Source organism: Anaerovibrio lipolyticus (genome assembly GCF_021531495.1).
Taxonomy (GTDB): domain Bacteria; phylum Bacillota; class Negativicutes; order Selenomonadales; family Selenomonadaceae; genus Anaerovibrio.
On record NZ_JADYTY010000003.1, the window covers coordinates 69,105 to 94,906 of the forward strand.

Sequence of the window (25,802 nt, forward strand, 5' to 3'; positions counted from 1 at the left end):
ATAGGCTTGTTTTGGTTGAAAAAATATTAGAAATATACATAAATAACACATAAATAACACATAGGGATTCAAAAAATATATTATATGAGACAAATATAATAGGTTCTGTTAATGGGAGGTATGATGTTGAAGCTTGGAATAATGCAGCCCTATTTTTTTCCGTATATAGGGTATTTTTCTTTGATTAATTATTGCGACCGATTTATATATTTTGATACACCACAATATATTCATCATGGGTGGGTAAATCGAAATCGTATATTAAAGCAAGGGAATGACGCCGCGTATATAACTGTTCCAACAAAAAAAGCAGCAAGAGATACACCTATTAATAAAATTATAATTAATAATGATCTGGCTTGGAAAGAAAAGATATATGGACAACTATCATATTACAAGAGGAAAGCACCATATTATTATACAGCAATAGAAGTAGTAAAATCCGTTTTAGATAATGCCGATGAAAACTTATCACAGTTGTGCATAAAAAGTATCGAGCAAACCTGTGAGTTTTTGGGAATAAATACTCCTTGCGATATTTTTTCTGATATGGATTTAGATATTGAGGAAGTTACAGCTCCTGATGAATGGGCACTGAACATTACAAAAAGATTAGGCTATAAAACATATGTAAATCCACCTGGGGGAATATCTTTTTTCGATGTAAAAAAATATCATATTGCAAATATAGAGATTGAGTTTTTAAAACATGAATTGACACCCTATATTCAACGTATTGGACATTTTGAGCCAGGTCTATCTATTGTGGATATTATGATGTTTTGTAGCGTAGAAGAAATAAAAGAAATGTTAGGAAAATATCAGATATTGTGAGGTTAATATTATGATAAAAAAAATAATGGTTACTGGTTTATGCACTTTACATTGGGGACGTCTGCAATATGGCAATGTTGGCAACTATTACATTGTGGAGCCATTGTTTAGGTTATTACACAAATATTATCCAGAAGCAGAAATTGTAACCACGTTTCAGATGGATGAGAATTTCATATGCAGGGAAAATATAAATGTAGTTCCAATGGAATTATATTACGCTTGGCAGTGTGATGATGTGGGTAAGGCTGAAAAGGATGTTGAAACAGCACAAAAATATGTTGTGGATACTGATTCTGTAAAATTAACGCCATATTTGTCGTGCATAAAGGATGCTGACTTAATTATAAATGTATCTGGAGATATGTGGGGGGCTAATGCAGAGCATGTAGGGCATGAGAGATTTTATGTTGATTGCCTAAAAATGAAGGCGACACAAATTTTAAACAAAAGAACGGTATTATACGCAGTTACTCCAGGGCCATTTCCAATAGAAAGGCGTGATTTGGCTTTAGAAGTATTCTCAAAATTTGATCTAGTTGTTATAAGAGAAAAGGTATCATTTGATAATTTAAAAAAATGGGGCTTCCCATTAGATAATGTGGTGTGGGCACCGTGTCCATCATTTTTATTTGAAACGGATAGTAATTATACATCAAAATGGATTGATTTAATTAGTCAATCAGATAGTAAAATTATTGGTTTTACCTTTGGTGGATTTAATATGCCAGTAGGTCCTTATGATATGTGGCCAAGGGAGAATGCCCAATATGATGTGTTTATAAAAATAATAGAGCATATCATAAACGATTTAGATTGTAGAATCTGCATTTTTTCTCATACAAATGGCTTTGAATTACCACCACATTTTAAGCTGATTAATGGTAGAGATTTTACTATATTAAGTCGTCTGTATGAATTACTTATAGAAAAAAATGAATGTTATAAAGAAAAAATTATACTGATAAATGAGCCACTATTACCTGTTCAGTTAAAAACTATAATAGGAAAACTGGATATGTTAGTAACTGGTAGAGTGCATGCTTCCGTAGCTGCAACAAGTCAGTGCGTTCCAACCGTATTTATGGAGTATGATAGACGTGTTATTTATAGTGACAAAATGTTAGGTTTTTCTCAGCAGCTAGGTTTGGAGGATTACGTATGTATGCCTGGGAACTATGAACAGATAAAAGATTGTGTTGACAGATGCTTCTTCCATAGGCAGGAAGTTAGGGAACATTTGGAGACTAAAATGACAGAAATCAAATTTGAGGCAGACAGTATCGTAAAGGATTTAGGTCATTATGAGTGAGATGGTGGAGTGGCTCAATGGGGATAACGCAAAAACAAGAATAATAAGTTTTTTCCAGGAAATGGATAAGGAATTTATTCCCTCATTGAGCAGCCGAGTGGATATACCAAGTTACGCAGCAAAATTGGCGGAATTAGCAGATACTATTTTTATTACTAATAATATAGGTCAGGATATAGCATCTTGTTCAATATATTGCAATCAAAGGGATGCATATATATCATCCATAGCTGTAAAAAAGTCTTACCAAGGTAAGGGAATAGGTCATATGCTTATGGATGAGGTTAAAGCTCATATTAAAAATAGGTGTGGTGCTATTGTATTGCATGTCCACATCAGTAATAGAAATGCCATATATTATTACAAAAAAAATGATTTTAAAGAAAAGCAGATTAATGCAGATTGGATAGAAATGATTTATTACGCGAGGTGAATTATGGAAGCTTGCAAAATGCTTAGTACATCGATAATGGTAACGGATTATTGTACTTTAAATTGCAAATTGTGTTTGGCATACATACCATATTTAAGGGATCGTAAAAGATTATCGTTAGCAGAGGCTAAAATAGTGTTTTATAATTACTTTTCAATGGTAGATCATGTAGATAAATTCAGTATCACTGGGGGAGAACCTTTTACAAATACTGAATTGGTTGATATATTATTAGAATTACTTAAATATCGAAGTAGAATATCAGAGATAATAATTATTACTAATGGAACTATTAAATTACCAGATGAATTTTTAGAGGTTGCATCAAAAGAAAGGAAATTAAAGGTAATAGTAAATAATTATGGTTCCATATCTAAATTTGCGGGTGAGAATAGAGAACTTTTGGGCAAACATGGAATAACAAATATATTATACGATGACTCTAATAGGTATGATTGGATTGATTGCCGGGATCATAGCTTAAAGAATAAAATTGAGAGCGAAATAAAAGCACAAGCTGCTAGTTGTGTATTTTTTCAGGGAAAAAAATATTTAATTAATCATGGTAAATTGTATACTTGTACTCGTTCTTGGTATCGTATAGAGAATAATTTAATTCCATATAGCAAAGAGGATTATATAAAACTAACAGAGAAAGATTTTGATGTAGAAAAATCCAGAGAAAAGTTGTTGAATTTAATGGCAAGAAAATATTCAACATCATGTGCTTACTGCTCAGGTAGGACAGAAAAATCAATACTGTACCCAGCAGCAGAGCAACTGACTAAAGGAGATTAACTGTGAATATTAACATTAATAGAAGTGCCTTAAATATATGTTCTGTGTGCAACCTAAAATGCAAACATTGTTTGGCATTTATTCCATATTATAAAAAAACTCATATTATGAGTTATAGTGAGGCCAAGTCTATATTGGAGCATTATTTTGCGGTTGTAGATAGTGTAAAACACTTTACTGTCACTGGTGGAGAGCCATTGTTAAACAAAGATGTTTTGCCAATATTAGAAGAGGTGATGAAATACAAAAGACATATTGGCGAGACTTTAGATTTTGTGACTAATGCTACAATGATGATTCCTAATGAGGTTCAGGATTTTTTTGAGGCAAATAAAGATAGTACACGTATTGTATTAAGCGATTATGGTCCAGATTTATCAAAAAAATTAAATAGTATTCAAAATGATTTGGATAATAGAGGCAGCGTTTATAGAATTTCCAAATTTTATGGAGATAATTTGTATTATAATGGGTGGATTGATTTTTCGGATCATTCATTAAAATGGAAGACCATAGAGGAAAGGGATAGAAATGCAGCCAAGTGTATACATAATGTAGGTAAATATTTCGTAATTAATGATGGTGAAATACATAGGTGTTCCAGATCATTTTGGAGAATAAAGAATGGTTATATTCCTAAGCTTAAAGGTGAGTACGTACCTTTAATGGATGATAGTATTTCTGTAGAAGAAAAAAAGAAATATCTGATGATGATGGTGGATTCAACCTCATCTACATCTTGTGCACATTGCGTAGGCTTAAGAAATGATGTTGAAAGAGTGCAGCCGGCACAGCAGTTGGTATAACTCTGATATTCGCAAGAACAAGTTAGATTCTATAAATGGGGTTAGGAAATGGATAAAGTTTTACCTACAGTATATATATATATTCAGAGTTATGACTTGGCAGAGCCATATCTTAAACGAGCCTTAGAGTCAATTCTTCATCAAACATATAGAAACTTTATATGTTATATATATGATAATTGCTCTGGTCCAGCCGTAAGAAAAATAATTCAACATTATGCTGCCATAGACGAAAGATTTAAGCTGGTTCTATTCGATCGCCCAGAAGAAGTTATTGCATGGAAATTTGGGATTCCGGATATTTTAGATGCATCTCAAGGAAAGGGATATTTTACACGTATAGATGCAGATGATGCACTGGCATTAGATGCTTTGGAAAGAATGGTAGCATTTGCAGAAAAAAATAATTTGGATATGACTGTGGCCGGTGTTTATGGTATAGATGGTACATCTGATAAGATTATAGGTAAAAGATGTTTAGAGAGGAATGTTATTGTAGAGGGAAAAGAGTTTGAAAATATTTTTCCTGATACATATGACTTGATGCGTACACATTGGCTAAAATTATACAAACTAGAAGTGATTAATGCTGTAAATTTTCAGAATGTAGAACTAATAGGGTACGGCTCTGATACACTATTTGTTCGTCAGACTATTTTATGTAGTAACAGAATAGGAGTATTGGCAAAATGTTTATACAGATATACAGTCTATTCCGTTAATAAAAAAGTTTATGATAGAAATATTTCCAGAATATATGCACCTGAAAAATTGTATTTACATGATATAAATTTCTTGTTAAAAAAATGTGGTTCTGTCAGTGATAACAATCTGGAATTTTTATTGATGGCCTTTTTAATAGAGCTAGAGGATTGTTTTAATTTTATAAAAAATGGAGCTTTTTCTGACAACAAAATTGAACTTGTGCACAATATTGTTTGCACTAGCACTTTTAAACTGGCAACTCAAAAGATAAATCATTATTTGTATAAGAATATTGCTATATGGATATTGAAACAGGATATTTTCGTCAACAAATCAGTATTAGAGAAAGCGGCTGAAATATTGGCGGTACTATCTTTTTATCCAGCTCAATTACCGTCTAAAAGCGTAGAAAAAGAGTTATTGTTATTATTATATATTCACAAATTTTGGAATGTGGGTGAAACAAAATCAGATTTAGAAAATCAGATTTTGTCCAAAATGCAAGCAGTACCATTGCTTGCCCAAAGTACACCGTTTTTTGCCTTCTTATGCCTGGAACTGGTTTTTGATATTCTTACCGGAGAGTATGTTGCCGCCTTAAATTGGCTTGTAGATAAATTTGAAAATAAAGTGCATTACTATCTTATACATTGGGAGTTGGATTTAGCTCGGTTGGGTTTAAATATATCAGCAATTTTGGAAAATGCAGAGCGTTTTGTGTGGTTTAAGGAGAGGGAAATTAACTATTTATTGGAGCATGATGAGCAAGCTGCAAAGAAAGAAATTGAGGATTGGAAGGATTTATTGCCATATAAAATATAGGAGGTGGCTAAATGAAAAAAATATTTGTTACCAAAGCAACAATACCACCACTCAACGAGTATGTGGATGAAATTAGTGATATATGGGAAACTCATTGGTTAACGAATATGGGAAGCAAATATAAAAAATTGCAGGAAGAATTAAAACTATATTTGGATACGGATAATATTGAACTCTTTACCAATGGTCATATGTCTTTGGAACTTTCTTTGCAAGCGTTGGGCTTAAAGGGAGAAGTTATAACTACGCCTTTTACATTTGCTTCCACAACACATGCTATTGTGCGAAATGGACTTACGCCTGTTTTTTGCGATATAAACCCTGATGATTATACGATAGATGTGTCAAAGATTGAGGCATTAATAACAGAAAAGACTAGTGCCATCCTTCCGGTGCATGTATATGGCAACGTATGTGATGTTGAAGGAATAGAACGCATCGCGGATAAGTATAATTTAAAAGTAATTTATGATGCCTGTCATAGCTTTGGTGTTAAATACAAAGGAGTTAGTACAGCAAATTTTGGAGATGTTTCCTGCTTTAGCTTTCATGCCACAAAGGTATTTAATACCATTGAAGGTGGAGCTGCATGTTTTAGAAACAAAGAAATAGGACAGAAATTAGCCGATTTGAAAAATTTTGGCATACATGGTCCTGAGTCTGTAGAAGCTGTAGGAGCAAATGCTAAGATGAATGAGTTCTGTGCGGCCATGGGGTTGTGCAATTTAAGACATGTAGATGAAAATATTCTTTTGCGAAAAGAAGTATCAGAATATTATCGCGAGTTGTTAAAAGATATTCCCGGTATCAAATTAAATATTATACAGAATGATGTTGTATCAAACTATTCTTATTTTCCTATATTTATTAATAAAGATAAATATGGAAAGCATAGGGATATCATTTGTGAAATATTATCAACCTATGGTATAAATGTGAGAAAATATTTTTATCCTATTACCATTGATTTTGATTGCTATAAGGATTGGCTGCAGGCAGATGGATTGGATGTATCACGAGATGTAAGTAATAATGTAATAGCATTACCTTTATATCCAACACTGGCGAGGGAAGATGTAAAAAGAATTTGTGAAATTATAAGAAAAAATTGTCAATTCTAAGTAACGTTATTTAAATTTCTGTTTCGGAAGGGATTTGTGGTAATGACTGTTTTTATAAAAAAACATCCTGCATTAAATGTAAAATTGGTACGCAATATTTTAAAGGAAGATTTATCAATTCAAACAATTACTGCTCCAGATAAAATTAATGTATCAGATGTAATAATCATGTCCCAAAAGGATAAGTCCCTTTCTAAAGAAGAAATGAACAATTATAATATCATTTTTCTTGAGGATGTTGTAGGTAGAATTCAAGAGAATGTGTGGCAAGAAATAAGTAATAATTATGATTACTATTATATGAAATATCAACTATCCAAGGCGATAAATTCACAAATAGATATGATAATAACAGGTTCATCCTACGGACTGTTTGGTATAAAAGAATCAATGCTGCCTAATGCAGTTAATCTGTCTTTAGCGTCTCAGGACTTGTATTATGCGGTAAAGGGAATAGAGTATGTTTGGAATATAAATAAAAATATCAAGCATATTGTTCTTTGCGCCAGCTATTACTATTTTTATTCTGATTTGTCAAAAGTAAGTAATGATTTTGAAATACAGAGAATAGCAAAAGTGTATAGTCCTATATTTGATGATAGGCACAATTGTTATTTGATGTCACAAAGAAAAAATATACTTTATAAAAGTGATATCTTTGATATTGAAAGCGTATTGGAGCGTACTGCGAATAGTTTTTATGCAAATGGATATTTTAATGATAATGCCCCTAGATGTAATTTTGCTACAAGAATTTGGCAAAGTGATAAGGCATGGAAGGAGTTGTCATATGAAGAAAAAGCTGTGGCAGGAAAACAACGTGCATTAAGTCACAATAAGAGTCTGAAGCACATCAATAGCTTGCTTGCAAACGCCGAATTATTCTGTAGGTTTGTGCAATTTTGCAGGAATCGCAATATTGCACTGACCATAGTAGTTGCACCGGCATCAAAATATTATGTTAAGCATATAGCACCGCAATTTAAGGAAATCTTTTACGAAGTGGTTAATAGCATTGATAGCAGTTTGAAGATCTTGGACTATTCAAATGATGAAAGTTTTCTAGATGAGGATTTTAATGATATGGATCATTTAAGTGATAGTGGTGCGATCAAGCTTACAAATGCAATAACGAGAGAGTATACAATATGAACAATACTAGTATTATAATATTGAGCTACAACACATATAAATTAACAAAATTCTGTATAGAAAGTATTCGCAAATACACGCCTACTGGCAGTTACGAGATAATCGTGATAGATAATGCATCTCAGGATGAATCCGTAGAATGGTTAAAGGAACAGATAGATATAAGATTGGTTTGTAATGAGGAAAATAGAGGTTTTCCAGCGGGGTGTAATCAGGGGATGGCTATGGCAGAACAGGGCAATGACATTTTGCTTTTGAATAGTGATACTATTGTTACCCCTCGATGGTTGGAAAATTTGCAAACAGCTTTATATAGCGAACCAAAGGTTGGAGCTGTTAGCTGCATTACTAGCAATTGCTCAAATTGGCAGCAGATTGATGTCAAATATGAGACTTATGATGAATTGATGGATTTTGCTGATAAAATGAATCATTCTAATCCTGAGTTGTGGGAAGTGCGGCCTAAGCTGGTGGGATTTTGTTATCTTATCAAAAACGAGGCATATAATATAGCAGGATTTTTGGATGAAATATATTCGCCTGGTAACTATGAGGATAATGATTATTCATTGAAGCTGATAATGGCTGGATACAAGCTCTTGGTATGTAGAGATACTTTTATTCATCACTATGGAAGTGGCTCTTTTGGAGAGCATGCCACACAGGAAGAATTTAATGAAAAAATTCGTAATTATAACAAACTTCTGAAGAAAAATCTGGATATTTTTCTAGATACATGGCATGTTACAGAAAAATATGATGATTTACATAATGTTGTTTTGGATGTTGAAGCACCAAGAGAAGCAACAATGAGAATTTTTGTTGTGGACTGCAATATGGGGATGGATATTTGCTATTTAAAGCGGAAATATCCTCGAGCTGAAATATCTGGTGCTACAGAAAATTGGGTAGAAGCAGCTTTGGCAGGTAAATATTTGGATGTAAGCTACTGTCCTGATATAGAAAAGAGTGTATTTATTTTGCTGACAGGAAAATATGATTATATTTTGTTAGCTGATAAGGATAGGCAGTATGAGGATTTTGATGGCTATGTGGCAAAATTGATGGAATATTTGACACCAGAGGGAAGTATTAATATTAGCGAGTGAACGCTGGAGAGGTAATATTAAGTGAGTAATTTCAGGAAAATAGGCAAAGTTGTATTAGATCTTAGTGCCTATAATGGTAAAGATGTATATAGCGATGGAGATGTGGAAAATGATATCCTAACCTATTGCAAGCATGAAGATATTCAGGAAGTATTATTAAAGGATACAAGATGGCCTGTGTTTTATCATTTATCTCCTATTAGGGAGAATCTGGTGAATTGGTTTCCATTTGAAAAAGATGCCGCATTATTGGAGATAGGTATGGGCTGTGGGGCACTGACTGGCATATTTTGTGAAAATGTAGCAAGGGTAGAAGGAGTTGAAATTTCACCTAGGCGTGCTGAGATAGCAGCCTGGAGGCATAAGGATTGTGACAATCTAATGATTCATGTTGGTAATCTTAACGACATGAATATAACTCAAAAATTTGATTATATAACACTAATAGGAGTGTTGGAATATGCAGGATCATTTACACATACAGATGAACCTTATAAAGATTTTTTGCAGTCATGTAAAAAGTATCTAAAATCTGATGGAAAACTGCTTTTAGCAATAGAGAATAGGATGGGACTAAAATATTGGTCTGGAGCTAGAGAAGATCATACTGGAAAAATATTTGATGGTATAACTGGGTATCAAAATAATCATAGTGTAAGAACATTTTCTAAACCAGAATTAACCAAATTATTGCAGGATTCGGGATTTGGCGAACTGGAATGGTATTATCCATTTCCAGATTATAAGCTTCCTCATAGAGTTTATTCAGATGAATATATGCCCAAAGTTGGAGAATTAAAAAATAAGCATTTTTTATATTATGATAGCGAGAGGTATCTTTTGTTTAATGAGGCTGATGCAATGAATGGGATTGTGGCAAGTAATTTATTTGATATATTTTCTAATTCATTTTTTGTTTGTTGTCATAATGGAGATAAATAATGAAAGTAATTTACGCACAGAGTACCATGTATCGGAAAGCGGAATATGCTGTATTAACTCAATTTATAGAATCTGAAGGTAAAAGATTTGTACTCAAGAAAGCAGAAAATAAAAAAGCTATTTCTTTTGTTAATGGATTTGTCAAGAATTATCATGAAATGGTAAAGCAATATGGTGAAGAGCATGTGGCTAAGGGAGAGCTATTATCCCCAGGTCTTTTTAAAATGGAATATGTATATGGTGAGACGTTTGCGTATAGATGTATGAAATGTCTTCAAGATGGTGATTTTGAGAGATTTATACATAGAATATTATATTATTATCAGCATATCCTATGCAATTATGAGGAAGATAATATATCAATAGATGGTTTTGATTTTACGTCACCTGACAGACAATATAATATTGACTTAAATCTAGGCAACATTATTTTTATTTCAGATACAGATGATTTTAAAATTATCGACTATGAGTGGTTGATACCACAGATAAGTAAACAGTTTGTTTTTTTTAGAACAATATTATCATTGTACATGGAAAAGGGTGAGATATTTGAGAAACATAATATGTCATTAGATACATTGCTTCAAGGGTGTGGCATGGATAAAAATGAAATCAATATGTTTATGAAAATGGAAGAATTGTTTTATGACAACGTGCTGGATTGGTCAACTAAGAGAAATGAAAAGGCTATGGCAGTGGTAAATTTTTGACCTAAAATATTGGTAATTTGTTATGGCAAATATATTTTATTATAATGAGGTAATATTATGAGCAATAATGATGTGGAAATGTTATATAATCATGTCCAAACAATATATGAAGCAACGGAATACGGGAAAAAACTTTGTCAAGAAGATAAGGCAGAAGAGGTTCAGGAGCTGCTGAGAGATTTAAATGTGCTTGTGGATATTGTTGAAGCTATGCTGGCACAGGATAAAGGACATTTATTACCTTTAGCTATAGTATGCTGCAAGAATATCCGTTATGCCATAGAACAATTTAATAGCAATTCGCAAAATAGATATCGCATATTCAATATGGAATTAATGAATATGGTATGGAATCTAAGGAATATAGTGCATAAGCAATATGATATTCTCAATAATAAAGAGAATGCTAAAAGGAATCAATGTGAAATCATGAAGCATGCTATCGAAATGCATGATATGGTTAAGAAGAATAAAGCAAGAAAATTTAAATATAGGGTATCTATAATTGTTACGGCGTATAATAAACTGGAATATACTAAAGCTGCTATTGAAAGCATATATAAGTATACAGACTTTTCCAAAGGGGATATAGAACTAATAACCAAGAATAATGGTTCAACTGATGGAACACAGCAGTACTTTGAATCTTTGCCCAATGAAAAGAAAATTAATTACAAATATAATGCATTGGGTACATCGGAAATGGCGGAATTGTTTGAGGGAAAGTATGTAGTTGGTTTCTCCAATGATGTAGTTGCTACCCCTAATTGGTTGGAAAATTTGCTGACATGTATAGAATCTGATGACAACATTATTTGTGCAGTGCCAACGTGTCAAGATTATGCTATATCTTGTTTTCAGGGAATACATGTTGACTACGATAATACATTTGAGGCTTTGCCACAAATGGAAGAATTCGCTCAAAGCTATAATAAAAGTAATTCCAGACTGTGGGAAGAACGACCTTTTGTTATGCCGTTTGTATCAGTAATACGAAGGGAATTATTCGAGGTTGATATACATGATCCAAGCTATACACAGGGGCAATTTATAGATGATGATGTATCAACTGTATATAGAAGATCTGGGTGGAAGCAAATTTTAGCTAAAGATACTTTTATGCATCACTTCGGCAGTGTTACATTGAGGGATATTAATGATACGATGAACATTGATGGATTTGATAATATGCGTAAGGTATTTTATGATAAATGGGGAATAGATGCATGGGAATCAAGAGGTACAATATCTTGTTCAAATGTTGTTTTTGATTGTTGCGATATACAAGATGATGACAAAATTTTGTGGATTGACCCACTATTTGGGTGTAATTTCCTAGATTTTAGGAACAGGTACATAAGGAATAATAAAAATCTGGGTAATACGAAAGCAATAGTGACTAATGCCAAATATCAAAAGGATGCAGAGGCATATTTTTCCAATGTGGTTGTAAATAAAGACGTAATAGTTGCACTTAGTAAGGATGACAGCCAATATAATATTATTGCTATGAGTCGGCATATAAACGAAATTATAAGTAATAATTTATGGGACACAGTAATTATGCTATATGAGCATTTAGCACTCAATGGTTATTTGATGATACCTATAAAAAATTTTTCATCAGCAAAAGAAATATATGAATTTTTATCAATAGGTAGCAATAATAAACCATTTTTTGATATAGAAAGCTATAATCACATAGATATAGAACGTTTTATAGATATGCTAGAAAAAAATAATTTTAAATATAAAGTTTTTAGGATACTAAATGATAATGGTATTGTTGACAGAGTGAATAATGCTATGGTTAATATGGGAATAAGTGTTGATGATACTACGTATAATACATTGAAAATAGGAATGGCTTGGTTTGTAATCAAGAGATAAAACAATATATTTATTTAATTACGGCAATATAATAATGGGAGTTTTTACAATGTTTAATAACAAAGCAATATTAATCACCGGTGGTACTGGTTCTTTTGGCAACAAAATGACCAAATATCTACTTGATAACTACGATGTGAGAAAGATAGTGATTTATTCTCGGGATGAGTTTAAGCAGTGGCAGATGGCAGAGAGATTAAAGGATTATGCGGATAAGCTGCGCTTCTACATTGGGGATGTGCGGGATGCTCAGCGTCTTCATAGGGCTTTTCATGAGATTGATTACGTCATCCATGCGGCAGCGCTGAAGCAGGTGCCTGCCTGTGAGTACAATCCCAGTGAGGCGGTGAAAACCAATATTAATGGTGCTCAGAATGTTATAGACGCAGCCATTGATTGCGGAGTTAAAAAGGTGGTAGCTCTGTCCACAGACAAGGCAGTAAACCCAGTGAACCTCTATGGTGCTACCAAAATGGCCTCAGATAAGCTGTTTATTGCGGCTAATGCTTATGCCCGTGGCCGGGAGACTTCCTTTGCTGTAGTGCGTTATGGCAATGTAGCTGGCAGTCGTGGTTCTGTAATTCCCTTTTTCCGCAGTCAGCTGGCAAAGGGTGTAGAGGAACTGCCTATTACAGATTTCCGCATGACCAGATTCTGGATTAGTTTAGAGGAAGGCGTGCAGCTGGTGGTTAAGGCTTTTGAGGAAAGTATTGGTGGCGAAACCTATATCTCTAAAATACCATCCTTCAAGATAACGGATTTGGCCAAGGCTATGGGTGGAGATAATATCAAGTTGAAGGAAGTCGGTATTCGTGATGGCGAAAAGCTGGATGAGTGCATGATAACCAAAACCGATGCCAAGCATACCTACGAATATGATAAGCATTATATTATCTATCCTCATGACTATTGGTGGAATAAGAATAGCAAAAGAGTTATTACAGGCAAACCAGTACCAGATGGCTTTGAATATGATTCTGGTAAAAACACAGAATGGTTGTCTGTTGAGGATTTAAAAAAATTAGTGGATTTATTCTAAAAAATTGAGATAAGAGGTTAGGCTGAATTATGAAATTATCAGATTATGTTGTGGATTTTTTGCACGAAAAAGGTATAAAAGATGCATTTTTGTTGGCAGGTGGCGGAATTATGCATTTGCTGGACTCCATTGCCAAGTCAGATATAAATAAATACTACAACCTACATGAACAGGCTTCTGCATTTGCAGCTGATGGCTATGGGCAGTTTGCCAATAAGCCTGCCTTGGTATTAGCTACTACTGGACCAGGTGCTACAAATACAATTACAGGTGTGGCATCTGCATATATTGATTCTATCCCTATGATCGTTATAACCGGTCAGGTTAAAAGAGCTGATATAACTAAAATAAAGGGTGTACGTCAGACAGGCGGACAGGAAATAGATATAGTGTCCATGGCGAAAGGTATTACAAAATATGCTAAAACTATTCTGGATGAAAACACCATAAAGTACGAATTGGAAAAGGCGTGGCATTTAGCTAATACAGGGCGTAAAGGACCTGTGCTGTTAGATATTCCTTTGGATGTTCAGGCTCAGGATATAAATCCAGATACATTGGAGAGCTATATTGCCAAGGATCAAGAGCCTTTCGCTTCTGAGGTTGAGATACAGCAGGTTTATGAACTGTTGAAATCAGCAGAAAGACCTTGCCTACTGGTAGGTTCTGGTGTGGTATTGGCAGATGCTATGAATGATTTGATTAAATTGGTTAATGCTATGCAGATACCTACAGTTTCCTCTCAAAGAGTAAAAAGACTGTTTAGTAAGGAGAATGCGCGCTATTATTATGGCAGTGTTGGTGTAGTGGACAGCAGAGCAGGCAATTATGTATTGCAAAATTCAGATCTGTTATTGGTACTGGGGAGCGGTTTAAGGTACTATATGACTGCCTATAATGAGCCAGGATTCGCACCTAAGGCAAAAAAAATCATAGTCAATATTCATCAACCAGAAATAGAAAAGCTGAGAATGCCAGTAGAGCAGGCTGTGGTTTCTGATGCAGGTGCATTTATACGCAGCTTGTATAATTTGTATGTAAAGCAGCAGGGGACTGTTGGCAGCGAAAAATGGCATGTATATTGTGATAGAGTACGTGATAAATACAGGTTTGATATCAATAGCTTGGAGCATGACGCGGAGAGAACAGATGGCTATTTGGTAACTAATGCCATTAATAAATATGCTGCAGATGATGATATTTTCTTTATATCTTCATCAGCCTATGATTATCCATATAATGTTTATTCAATCCATGATAATCAGGATCAAATTTGTCCAATAGGTCTGGGTAGCATGGGAGCTACTTTGCCACAGGTTATAGGTGTAGCAGCTGCGGCAGGTAAGCGTCGTGTACTAGTAGGAGAAGGTGATGGAAGCCTGCAACACAATATACAGGAGTTGGCTTTGTTGAGGACATATTCATTGCCGATAAAGCTTTTTGTGGATAATAATAGTGGCTATGCACAGATTAGAAATATGCAAAATAGGCATTTTCATGGCAATTTAGCGGGCTGTGATGAAACCAGTGGCGTGGAATTCCCAAATCTTGAATTAATTGCCAAGGCTTATAATATTCCATATTATTCCATAAGGACTGTAGCCGAAACTGAGGAAAAGGTTCAGAAGGCTTTGGCAGATAATGAGCCCGCTATTATCGAAATTTTTTCTAGCAAGGACACAGAAATCGTACCAATAATTAAAAGCCGTATGGGCGAAAACGGCAAAATGATTTCAGCAGCTTTGGAGGATATGTATCCGTTTGTTTCTAAGGAGGAACAGATAGAGAATATGTCCATATCTAATGAGTGAAGGAAGATGTAAAAAATGGCAGGATTGTGTCTGGGAACAGTTCAGCTGGGACAGAAATATGGTATTAACAATCAAATAGGCCGCCAGCCAACCCATGAGGAAGCTTTTGGTATAATCCAAGCTGCAATAGATAGCGGTATAGAGTATATAGATACAGCGTCTGTATATGGTGAAGCTGAGGAACTTTTAGGAAAATTTGGGATAGGTAATTATCCTGTTAAGGTGATAACAAAGCTTTATATAAGGGAGCAAGCAGATATAAATAATATCAAAAAGCTGGTACATAGTTCTTTGCAAAAACTAAAAATGGACTGTGTAGATGGGTATTTGCTACACAACGCAGCGGATATGTATAATGATGTTATTATGCAGCAAATGACAGAGGTAAAAGAGTCGGGGAAGGTTAATCATATAGGTGTGTCTATATATGAGCCAGAGGATGCTATTTATGCGGCTAAGCTAAAAGAAATTGACTATATCCAGATACCATATAATGTATTTGATCAAAGATTGGATCATACGGAATTTTTTCATTTGACGAAAGAAAATGGCAAAACTGTATTTGCCAGAAGTGCTTTTTTGCAAGGACTGTTATTGAGCGATGATAAAAATATACTATTGCCGGAAGCAGCAGACAGCATAAAACTTTTTAGAGCTATAATAGAAAAATATCATATATCACCGCAACAGGCTGCATTTTACTTTAGCTATACACATAGCAATATAGATTATGTTGTATTTGGTGTAGATACCAAGGAACAGTTACTGAATAACCTAGCTATGGTAAATGATCTAAATGGTGATTTTATGAAATGCAGACAGGAGCTGGCAAGTAGTTTCAAGGATATGCCTAAGAAAATTATAACGCCAAGTTTATGGAAGGAATGTTTATAGATGGCACAATATAATGGTAGAAGTGAACAAAAGAGAACACGGTTAGCAGATGTAATTCCTGTAAATACTCCGTTTGTATTTGGTTTTTTTACAGGAGATATATGTAATTTCAAATGTAAGTATTGTATACAAGCATCCCTAAATAGTGGCATTGAATTGCAGGATGAATTTTTAGATTGGTCTACCTTTATCGAGGTAGCAGATAGTCTAAAACGATTTCCTAATAGAATAAAAAAGGTTTTATTTAGCAGTATGGGTGAGCCATTGCTGAATAAAAATCTTCCAAAAATGATAGCATACTTGAATGCAAATGATGTAGCGGATGCATATGAAATAGTTACCAACGCTTCAGTATTGACACATGAATTATCACGACAGTTGATAGATGCAGGCCTTACTAGATTATGTGTGTCTATACAAGGTATTACAGATCAAAAATATTTAGATATTTGTCAGGCTAAAGTAAAATTTGCCAACATAGTAGATGAATTGTCTTACTTTTATAATTACATAAAGAAGAACAATAAGAATTGCGCAGTTCACATAAAAACTGTTGATATAGCTTTAGATGATGGTGAGGAAAAGAGATTTAAGGAAATTTTTGATGGTATATGTGATACTTTATTTATAGATAATGTAGTTCCATCATATCCTGGAATTGATTACTCAGAAATGTGTAATGATAATATTGGATTGTATGGCAAAGGAACAATAGAACGAAAAGTATGTCCGAGTGTTTTTTATACATTGTATGTCCTGCCAAACGGCGATGTAGTTACATGTTGTGATCCACCATATCCAATAATATTAGGCAACATTAAAGATGAATCCCTAATTGATATGTGGAATGGAAAAAGACGGGAAGAATTCTTAAGAATGCAGTTGCAGGGAAATAGGCATAAACATCCAGTTTGTCAAAGGTGTATTCAGCCAAATATAACAGACTTTAAAGAAGATGATTTGGATGAAGTAGCAGAAATTCTTCTTAAGAAGATATAGATTATGACTTATTTTAGTGGTGATTAAAGATGAAAGAAATAAAAAAGAGAAGCCTTAATAAATCAAACGAATTATGGAATGAGGCACAGAATTTAATATTATCAGGGTGTCAATTATATAGCAAAGGTCCAGAGACGCACATAAAAGGGGTTTCTCCGATATATATTGATCATGGCAAAGGTTCTCATGTATGGGATCCTGATGGCAATGAATATATTGACTATGATATGGGATTAGGCCCTATTCTTTTAGGGTATCAGTATGAGGCTGTTGATAATGCTGTAATCAAGCAATTACGCCGTGGCATGGGATATTCATTGGTAGCTCCAGAGGAGGTGGAATATGCAAGATTGTGTGTTAAGTATATTCCAAGTGCCGAAAAAGTGAGATTTTTGAAGACTGGTTCTTCTGCAACTGAAGCAGCTATTAGAATAGCTCGTGCATATACAGGACGCAAGCATATAATACGGGGAGAATATCATGGCTGGCATGAGTGGACTACAGCAGCAGAGAGTGTAAGACAGGGTGGTATATTGGATGATGTTCGCCAATATGTTCACAAATTTGACTATAATGATTTGAATAAAGTGGAAGAGTATTTTGAACAATATCCAAATTCTGTAGCGGCTGTTATAACCGAGGCTGTTGAAACAGAAGAACCACAGGATAATTTTTTGGAGAAGCTCAAGGAAATATGTCATGCCAATGGAGCATTGCTGATATTTGATGAGGTCGTTAATGGATTTAGATTTGATATAGGCGGAGCGCAGGCATACTTTGGTGTTACACCAGATTTATCTACCTTTGGAAAAGCAGCAGCCAATGGAATGCCATTATCCATTGTTGCTGGCAAGCGAGAGATAATGGATGCTGTGGATAAAAAAATATTTATATCCACTACATTTGGTGGGGATTGTATTTCTTTAGCTGCAGGTATTGCTGTTATGAAAGAGCTTGTTTCAGGTGAAGTAAATAGATCCTTGTGGGAAAAAGGAAGATATTTGCAGGACAATTTTAGACAGCTTGCCAAAGATGTGGATGTGCCTATTGATTTGCAGGGTTATCCGGTTCGCATGAGTTTATTTTACACAGATTATAATGGCAAAAAAGATTGGTTGTATAATTCTATTTTTATGCAGGAGTGTGTAAAACGAGGCGTGTTGTTAGGTTGGCATATTTTCCCTTGTTATTCACATACTAAAGAGGATTTGGATTATACCTTAAATGTATTTGAAGATGCCATGAAGGTTTATAAAAAAGCACTCAAAAGCGGAAATCCAGCAAGCTATATGGAAGGTACGCCATTAAAAATTGTGTTGGGATAAGTAGGAAAGGTATATGTTATGATTTACTATGGACATCAGCATATTACGGAAAAAGATATTCAAGCAGTAGAAAAGGTACTACGTTCTAATTACCTTACTCAGGGGCCAGTTATAGAATCCTTTGAGAAAAAGGTTGCCAATTACTGTGGGGCAAAATATGCTGTGGCAGTGACCAATGCCACCTCAGCCTTGCATATTGCTTGTAAGGCTGCCGGTCTAGGGGAGGGGGATGTTTTGTGGACTAGTCCGATTACTTTTACGGCTTCTGCAAACTGTGGCCGGTATTGCGGAGCTGATGTGGATTTTGTAGATATAGATGATAAAACCTACAATATAAGTGTGGCAGAGCTTCAGCATAAGCTGGAAACAGCACTACAAAAACCCAAGGTTGTTATTCCTGTCCATTTAGCGGGGCAGTCCTGTGATATGGAGGCCATCAAGGCATTAGCTGATGAATATGGCTTTAAAATAATCGAGGATGCATCCCATGCCACTGGAGCAGATTATAAGAACACTAAGGTTGGATCCTGTCGTTATTCTGATATGACTGTTTTCAGCTTTCACCCAGTAAAAATAGTTACTACTGGTGAGGGGGGAATTGTCCTAACCAATAATAAAGAACTATATGAAAAGCTAAAGCTTTATCGCAGCCATGGCATTACCAGAGACGGTGATTTAATGACTCAGGAAGCAGATGGGCCTTGGTATTATCAGCAGATAGAATTGGGCTTTAATTATCGCATGACGGATATGCAGGCAGCCTTGGGATGCAGTCAAATGGATTCATTAGATGAGTTTGTGGCTAGGCGCAGGTATTTGGTCAGGCGTTACAATGAGAAACTGAAAGACTTGCCTCTTAGGACACCGTATCAAAGTGAAGATACAAATCCTTCCTGGCATATCTATATAATTAGAGTTGATTTTACCAAGGTGGTGTTAAGCAAAAAAGAAATTTTTGCTCGTATGAAGGATAGAGGTATTGCGCTGAACTTGCATTATATTCCTGTTCACACTCAGCCATATTATCGAAATTTGGGCTTTAAAAAGGGTGATTTTCCTGTTAGTGAAACATATTATGAGGAAGCCATTACCTTGCCTTTATACTATGATTTGACAGATGAGCAGCAAGATCAGATTATACAAGCTTTGAAAGATGTGTTGCAGGGATAAAAAAATATGGGTGTAATTGTTTTTCGAGCAGATGCTTCTAGATTGATAGGCAGTGGTCATGTTATGCGCTGTCTGACCTTAGCACAAAGATTGCGTAAAGAGCAAAATGCCAAAGTAATTTTTATTATGCGAAAGCTATCAGGCAATTTGATAGATGTAGCGCGAAAGCAAGGTTTTACTGTTTTGGTACTGCCACAAGCAGATGAAGACTATAAGTTGGAGGACTATGGCTTGTGGTTGACTGTGCCTATGGAAGTAGATGCTCAGCAAACCATAAAGGTATTACAGCATTATTTGCAAGAACATGACTGTGATGTTGCTGATAGACTAATTGTTGATAGCTATGCTTTGGATGAGCAGTGGGAGCGAATGTTACGTCCATATTGTAAGGAAATCATGGTTATTGATGATTTGGCCAATCGCAGGCATGAGTGTGATATTTTGCTAGACCAGAATTTTTATTCGAATAAGGATGTTCGCTATGCAGGACTGGTTCCAGAGCATTGCAAAATGCTTTTGGGACCAGAGCATGCACTGCTTCGAGAGGAGTTTTATGAATCAAAAAAGCATCTCCGTAAGCGTGATGGAAATATCAAAAACATCCTAGTGTTCTACGGTGGCAGCGATTTGACCAATGAAACTGAAAAAGCTATCAAAGCATTAGTCCAGCTACATGATGAAGGCTATAGCTTTACGGCAGATATTATTACAGGTTTATCAAATTATCGCAGAGGAAAAATAGAGAAGATATGTAGTAAATATCATTTTTTGCATTATTATTGCCAAGTCAGCAATATGGCAGAGTTTATGAACAAGGCAGATTTGATGCTGGGCGCAGGAGGCTCTACCACATGGGAAAGGCTATATATGGAGTTGCCAGCCTTGGTAACTGCTGTAGCAGAAAATCAGATACAGGGATGTGAAGATTGTAGGCAGGCGGGAATTATAGAGTATTTAGGCATTAATAAGGATGTTAGGGTAGATACGATTTTAGAGGCTTTGCATAAAAAGTTAGATAAACATAATTGAAATGTGGTGATGTTTTGTCAGATGGTTTGAATTTGCGACCGGTAAATTTTGATGATAGAAAAATTTTATTTGAGTGGCGGAACGACTCTTTAACTAGAAAAAATTCTCTGCACACAGAGATAGTAAATTGGGAAAAACATTGTCAATGGTTTGAAAAAATATTAGATACTCATAGGTTATTTTTTATACTGGAAGATAAATATTATCCGGTAGGTCAAGTTCGAATTGATATTGAAAACGGTGTGGGTACTGTGAACTATAGTATTGCTCCTGATAAGCGAGGTTTTGGATATGGAAAGATTATATTACAGCTTTGCGAAAATTATTTATATGAACAACAGCCTAGTATCTCGCTTAGGGGAATTGTAAAGAAGGATAATATAGCTTCGCAGAAAATATTTTTGTCATTAAATTACGCAGAAAAAGAGGATGATAATTATTTTGTCTATGAAAAGACAGCATTATCACACTACAAAATAAAGAACGCAATTTCGAGAGGATAATACTCCTTACCAATAATCGCAATACATTGCCATTGTATGAATGGATTTCAACTAGTACAGAATGTTTACTATATAGTGATAAGATTACAACTGGTATTTTGAACAATTATAAACCAAAATTGATAGTAAGCTATAACTATAAGCATATCATTACTCAGGATGTTATTGATTACATGAATGGACAGTGTATAAACCTACATATATCCATGTTACCGTGGAATAGAGGTGCAGATTCCAACTTTTGGAGTTTTGTAGATGATACGCCAAAGGGGGTGACTGTTCATAGAATTGCTAAAGGATTAGATACTGGAGATATAATTTTTCAAAAAGAATTATTCTTTGATGAATCGCAAGAAACTTTTCTGAGTACATATCAGATTTTGCAAAAAGAAATTATTGATTTGTTTAAGTTAAATTTTCAGAAATTATTGAATGGGAATTATGATGCAAAACAACAGTGTTGTGTAGGCACATATCATCGCAGACAGGATATGCTGGATCTTATCAATGAGGTTGCTTTTAGTTGGGATATGAACATAAACCGTTTTAAGGAAAATTTGCAGGTGAAGAAAAATGAATTTTCAGCAGAGAAATAAACCTTTTATTATAGCGGAAATGAGTGGAAATCATAATCATTCATTAGAACGAGCTTTGCAGATAGTGGATGCAGCGGCGGAGTCTGGTGTAGATGCTTTGAAGCTGCAAACATATACAGCTGATACTATAACCATAGACAAAAGTGATGGAGAGTTTTTTATAAGTGATCCTAATAATTTATGGAAAGGTGAATCTCTTTATAGCTTGTATCAGAAAGCCTATACACCTTGGGAATGGCATAAAGCTATTTTTGACAGGTGCAAGGAAAAAGGAATAGTTTGCTTTAGTACACCCTTTGATTTTACAGCAGTAGATTTCTTGGAGGAATTAGATTGTCCTATTTATAAAATAGCTTCCTTTGAAAATATCGATATTCCACTGATAAAGCGGGTAGCTAAGACCGGCAAGCCTATGATTGTATCAACTGGTATGGCTAGCCTCAGTGAATTAGACGATTTGGTTCGCACTGCCAAGGAAAATGGCTGTCAGGATTTGGCCTTGCTGAAATGTACTAGCAGCTATCCTGCCACACCAAAAGGGACAAATTTATTGACCATTCCTCATATGAAGGAGTTGTTTAAATGCAATGTAGGCTTATCTGACCACACTCTTGGCATAGGAGCTGCAGTGGCCAGCGTGGCATTAGGAGCAACCGTTATCGAAAAGCATTTTACTTTATCTAGAGCAGATGGCGGAGTGGACGCAGCATTTTCCATGGAACCAGCAGAAATGGCTCAGCTTGTAAGAGAATGTAATACTGCCTGTGAGGCATTAGGCGAAGTTAGCTATGAAATACAGGAGCAGGAAAAGAAATCTGTAGTATTCAGAAGAAGCCTGTATATTGTAGAAGATATGAAGGCTGGAGATAGAATAACTGAGAAAAATATGAGAAGTATAAGACCAGGATTGGGGTTAAAACCTAAATATTATAATGCAGTTCTAGGGAAAAAGGTTGTACATGATATAAAAAAAGGAACTAAATTAACTTGGGATATAATAGAGACTTTTATCTGATTTATATATTGATATTAAAGTTTGTTTTAGTGAATAAATGGTTTGTCAGGTGATTGCGATGAATATACATGTAGAGTTAGAAAATGAAAATAAATGCCCGATATTGTCTCATTATACGAAATTAGAAAAAGCACTAGAAATATTACGTAGTGGAAAACTAGTGCTTAGGTGTAATAGTTTTCGATTTATGAATGATCCTCGAGAATGTAAAGCGTGGCGTTTTAATACAACTAAGAATACAAAAAATGACATATTATGTATTGAAAATGAATTTGCTAATAAAGTAAAAAAGAATATATCAGCAATTTCTTTTGCCATGGATCACCCAAATGTTTATTATAAAACTGATTTGAGGGCAGATTATTATTATGGATATTATAGACCCAGAATGTGGGCACAATATGCAGAGCAGCATCAAGGCGTGTGTCTTGTTTTTGATAAGGAAAAATTATTGAAGTGTTTTGAAAAGTCATTAAGTGCTAAAGGTGATTTATATTACGGAGAAGTAGATTATTTTGATGGTGACAGTATACCACAACACTTATCAGGGGAAATTCAAGATATGGAGAGTGAGTGTTAATATTTTATGAATAAAAGAATTTATTTATATGGTTGTAATCACAGGTCAGAGGTGGTATTTAGGAAACTAAAGGATTCAGGTGTAAGAGTAACTGCTTTTGTAGACAGAAGCAAAAAAGGTGCTAATATTATAAATCTCCAGGAATTAGAGCTTGTAGATGATAAAGATGATGTATGTATTTATATATGTATGCAAAATGCTATGCAACATGAAATTGTAGCAGATATGCTTTTTAGAATGGGGTTTCATTATATAATTTTTTTACCGGTATCTAGCAAATACAATATGCAAGCATATAAAATGGTTGAATTATGGAATAAAATTTATGAAGAAGGTATAGATTTTGTTATTGATATTCCACGATACGAAAATCTGATTACGAGAGATACAGATGAAAACAATAATATTGTATATGCACCCATGGAACTTATATTTACCTCAAAATTTTTTTTAAAGGAGTATAGAAATTGGGAAAATAGGCACATTTCATTGTATGAACCATATAATCAGTTATATAGATATATATATGAAGGAAGAGAACTTCCAAAGGAATATTTGCAGGAGAATTTCGATTTACGTGGCAAAGAAAAACAAAGTACTATAAGGGACAGAATTATTTTATACGAAGGGCTTTCAAGCAGAATGAATAATGATTCTCTCTATTATCATGTAATGACATGTCCAGTAGAAGTTAGTGAGTCTGGTGTTTTTAATCTAAAGGATGGCCATCATAGAGCTAATTTAGCTTTTCATTTAGGTAAGGATTTTTTGCCAGTTAGGGTTCACGGTGGTGAGGTAAATTATCGATGGCTTAATGAATTCATGCAGCATAGAAATTATAAATTATTTTTACTGTTGTCAGATATTGTTCTTTTTTCATCAGATTTTGCGTCCTGTAATATTTTTTCAGTGGATCATAGTTATATAATAGCAAAATACATGAAGCTATTAGCAGGTGATGAAATTGATATTTTAGTTACTGATGATATGCAGCATATGAAGCAGGCTGACCTGCAAATTATATTTAAACGCAACCGGGATGATGTAATAGGAAACATATACATATATAACAGAAGTAACGAGTTGTTTCATATGAAGCCATGTTATGTGTTTGATAATTGTATATATCATGTTCATATAAATGAGGGGGATATTAATGATTTTACGTGAAGAGTTTTCAAGAGTGATGGATAACTGCCATAAGGTATATATTTTTGGTACAGGGCAAGTAGCTGATAGGTTATATGAGCTAATCAAAGCATATGATGGAAATGATGAGAGAATTTTGGGATTTGTTGTTTCAGAAGATAAATTTTGCAACCAAAATAAACCTAAAAAAGTGTGGGTTGTTAGCGAGGATTTAGATTTTAGCATTCCGTTTTTGGTAACTGTTAATAGGGTATATCATCCAGAAGTGTTTGAATTGCTAGGTAAGCTTGGAGCAAAGAGTATAGAAGCACATAAATTTTATATGCTTGAATTGACTGGTGAAGGTAATTTGAATGCAGAAATTCGTATGAGTGGAGATTGTTACAATGGAATATTAACAGAGGACGAATTATCTTGTAGAAATAAATTATTAGATTTATATTGTAAAAATTCTCAAGCCTTTGGGGAAGGTAAATTTTATCAGAGTTTCCCTAGGATTAAGCTCGAAGGAGAACGGCCTACAGATATTCGGATAGAAAAATATGATTTAAAACAGTATCTTTCTAAGAAAGTTGATGTTTTAGACATTGGTGCAAATGATGGATTTATTGATCTGGAAATATCATCTGAAGTAAATTCAGTTTTGGGCGTTGAATACAATGAAAAGCTTGTGGAGATTGCACATGTAGCCAAAGATATATTAAAAATAGATAATGTAGATTTTGTATGTGATGATTATAATCATTGGAAAACTGTCAATCGTAGAAAATTTGATATTATCTTTTCCTTTGCAATCCATATATGGATTGGCACAACACCAGAGGAATACGCAAGAGATATTTATAAAATGCTAAATAATAATGGCGTATTTTTCTTTGAATCTCAGACTTTGGAGAGTGATGTAAAGTATGTTGATTATTGCAAAGAATTTGAACGTGTAGGCTTAAAAAAAATTAGGGAGGAGGATTTTAGTGATGATGGTAAAACAAACCGTAGGTTTGCCGTATTCGCAAAGTAATCAAAATCTTAAAATACCTAAATTTAAGGATTTGAAA

25 protein-coding genes are annotated in these 25,802 nt (G+C 34.4%); all 25 read left to right on the forward strand.

Annotated features, from left to right (window positions below; genetic code table 11):
- The first annotated feature begins 126 nt into the window (after positions 1-126).
- Complete coding sequence (locus I6E26_RS02585) at positions 127-834, forward strand: WbqC family protein (protein WP_235320273.1); 708 nt, start codon at positions 127-129, stop codon at positions 832-834.
- Positions 835-844: 10 nt separating this feature from the next.
- Positions 845-2,146, forward strand: coding sequence for a polysaccharide pyruvyl transferase family protein (locus I6E26_RS02590; protein WP_235320274.1), 1,302 nt, complete (start codon positions 845-847; stop codon positions 2,144-2,146).
- Entirely contained in the window at positions 2,139-2,579 is a 441-nt protein-coding gene (locus I6E26_RS02595) for a GNAT family N-acetyltransferase (RefSeq protein ID WP_235320275.1), read from the forward strand. The genes I6E26_RS02590 and I6E26_RS02595 overlap by 8 nt, the downstream gene beginning before the upstream one ends.
- Positions 2,580-2,582: 3 nt before the next feature.
- Positions 2,583-3,377, forward strand: coding sequence for a radical SAM protein (locus I6E26_RS02600; protein WP_235320276.1), 795 nt, complete (start codon positions 2,583-2,585; stop codon positions 3,375-3,377).
- A gap of 2 nt (positions 3,378-3,379) precedes the next feature.
- Complete coding sequence (locus I6E26_RS02605) at positions 3,380-4,183, forward strand: radical SAM protein (protein WP_235320277.1); 804 nt, start codon at positions 3,380-3,382, stop codon at positions 4,181-4,183.
- Between the two features lie 48 nt (positions 4,184-4,231).
- Positions 4,232-5,710 (forward strand): glycosyltransferase family 2 protein, encoded by a 1,479-nt coding sequence (locus tag I6E26_RS02610; protein WP_235320278.1) that lies wholly within the window; start codon positions 4,232-4,234, stop codon positions 5,708-5,710.
- 11 nt (positions 5,711-5,721) lie between these two features.
- A complete protein-coding gene (locus tag I6E26_RS02615; protein WP_235320279.1) occupies positions 5,722-6,831 on the forward strand; it encodes a DegT/DnrJ/EryC1/StrS family aminotransferase in 1,110 nt (369 codons plus the stop codon).
- Between the two features lie 42 nt (positions 6,832-6,873).
- The gene (locus I6E26_RS02620) at positions 6,874-7,983 is read left to right on the forward strand and encodes a hypothetical protein (protein ID WP_235320280.1); all 1,110 of its coding nucleotides are present in this window, start codon (positions 6,874-6,876) and stop codon (positions 7,981-7,983) included.
- A complete protein-coding gene (locus tag I6E26_RS02625; protein WP_235320281.1) occupies positions 7,980-9,092 on the forward strand; it encodes a glycosyltransferase family 2 protein in 1,113 nt (370 codons plus the stop codon). The genes I6E26_RS02620 and I6E26_RS02625 overlap by 4 nt, the downstream gene beginning before the upstream one ends.
- A gap of 21 nt (positions 9,093-9,113) precedes the next feature.
- Positions 9,114-10,034 carry a class I SAM-dependent methyltransferase gene (locus I6E26_RS02630; protein ID WP_235320282.1) on the forward strand — a complete coding sequence of 307 codons (921 nt, stop codon included), beginning with the start codon at positions 9,114-9,116 and terminating at the stop codon, positions 10,032-10,034.
- Positions 10,034-10,747 carry a hypothetical protein gene (locus tag I6E26_RS02635; RefSeq protein ID WP_235320283.1) on the forward strand — a complete coding sequence of 238 codons (714 nt, stop codon included), beginning with the start codon at positions 10,034-10,036 and terminating at the stop codon, positions 10,745-10,747. Before I6E26_RS02630 ends, I6E26_RS02635 begins: the two co-directional genes overlap by 1 nt.
- Before the next feature lie 57 nt (positions 10,748-10,804).
- On the forward strand, positions 10,805-12,637 hold the full coding sequence (locus I6E26_RS02640) for a glycosyltransferase (protein ID WP_235320284.1): 1,833 nt from the start codon (positions 10,805-10,807) through the stop codon (positions 12,635-12,637).
- Between the two features lie 49 nt (positions 12,638-12,686).
- The gene (pseB, locus tag I6E26_RS02645; protein ID WP_235320285.1) at positions 12,687-13,676 is read left to right on the forward strand and encodes a UDP-N-acetylglucosamine 4,6-dehydratase (inverting); all 990 of its coding nucleotides are present in this window, start codon (positions 12,687-12,689) and stop codon (positions 13,674-13,676) included.
- Between the two features lie 29 nt (positions 13,677-13,705).
- The gene (locus I6E26_RS02650) at positions 13,706-15,487 is read left to right on the forward strand and encodes a thiamine pyrophosphate-binding protein (protein WP_235320286.1); all 1,782 of its coding nucleotides are present in this window, start codon (positions 13,706-13,708) and stop codon (positions 15,485-15,487) included.
- Positions 15,488-15,502: 15 nt separating this feature from the next.
- Positions 15,503-16,381 carry an aldo/keto reductase gene (locus I6E26_RS02655; RefSeq protein ID WP_235320287.1) on the forward strand — a complete coding sequence of 293 codons (879 nt, stop codon included), beginning with the start codon at positions 15,503-15,505 and terminating at the stop codon, positions 16,379-16,381.
- Positions 16,382-17,380, forward strand: a complete 999-nt coding sequence (locus tag I6E26_RS02660; RefSeq protein WP_235320288.1) for a radical SAM/SPASM domain-containing protein — start codon at positions 16,382-16,384, stop codon at positions 17,378-17,380.
- 29 nt (positions 17,381-17,409) lie between these two features.
- Positions 17,410-18,705, forward strand: a complete 1,296-nt coding sequence (locus I6E26_RS02665; RefSeq protein WP_235320289.1) for an aspartate aminotransferase family protein — start codon at positions 17,410-17,412, stop codon at positions 18,703-18,705.
- Between the two features lie 18 nt (positions 18,706-18,723).
- Positions 18,724-19,875 carry a UDP-4-amino-4,6-dideoxy-N-acetyl-beta-L-altrosamine transaminase gene (gene pseC, locus I6E26_RS02670; protein ID WP_235320290.1) on the forward strand — a complete coding sequence of 384 codons (1,152 nt, stop codon included), beginning with the start codon at positions 18,724-18,726 and terminating at the stop codon, positions 19,873-19,875.
- A 6-nt stretch (positions 19,876-19,881) separates the two neighbouring features.
- Positions 19,882-20,904, forward strand: a complete 1,023-nt coding sequence (gene pseG, locus I6E26_RS02675; protein WP_235320291.1) for a UDP-2,4-diacetamido-2,4,6-trideoxy-beta-L-altropyranose hydrolase — start codon at positions 19,882-19,884, stop codon at positions 20,902-20,904.
- A 14-nt stretch (positions 20,905-20,918) separates the two neighbouring features.
- Positions 20,919-21,407 (forward strand): GNAT family N-acetyltransferase, encoded by a 489-nt coding sequence (locus tag I6E26_RS02680; RefSeq protein ID WP_235320292.1) that lies wholly within the window; start codon positions 20,919-20,921, stop codon positions 21,405-21,407.
- A gap of 98 nt (positions 21,408-21,505) precedes the next feature.
- Positions 21,506-22,003, forward strand: a complete 498-nt coding sequence (locus tag I6E26_RS02685; RefSeq protein ID WP_268824760.1) for a formyltransferase family protein — start codon at positions 21,506-21,508, stop codon at positions 22,001-22,003.
- On the forward strand, positions 21,981-23,018 hold the full coding sequence (pseI, locus tag I6E26_RS02690; protein WP_235320293.1) for a pseudaminic acid synthase: 1,038 nt from the start codon (positions 21,981-21,983) through the stop codon (positions 23,016-23,018). The genes I6E26_RS02685 and pseI overlap by 23 nt, the downstream gene beginning before the upstream one ends.
- A 58-nt stretch (positions 23,019-23,076) precedes the next feature.
- The gene (locus tag I6E26_RS02695) at positions 23,077-23,598 is read left to right on the forward strand and encodes a DUF2971 domain-containing protein (RefSeq protein WP_235320294.1); all 522 of its coding nucleotides are present in this window, start codon (positions 23,077-23,079) and stop codon (positions 23,596-23,598) included.
- A 6-nt stretch (positions 23,599-23,604) separates the two neighbouring features.
- A complete protein-coding gene (locus I6E26_RS02700; RefSeq protein WP_235320295.1) occupies positions 23,605-24,768 on the forward strand; it encodes a hypothetical protein in 1,164 nt (387 codons plus the stop codon).
- Positions 24,755-25,765 carry a class I SAM-dependent methyltransferase gene (locus I6E26_RS02705; protein WP_235320296.1) on the forward strand — a complete coding sequence of 337 codons (1,011 nt, stop codon included), beginning with the start codon at positions 24,755-24,757 and terminating at the stop codon, positions 25,763-25,765. Before I6E26_RS02700 ends, I6E26_RS02705 begins: the two co-directional genes overlap by 14 nt.
- Positions 25,766-25,802 lie beyond the last annotated feature (37 nt).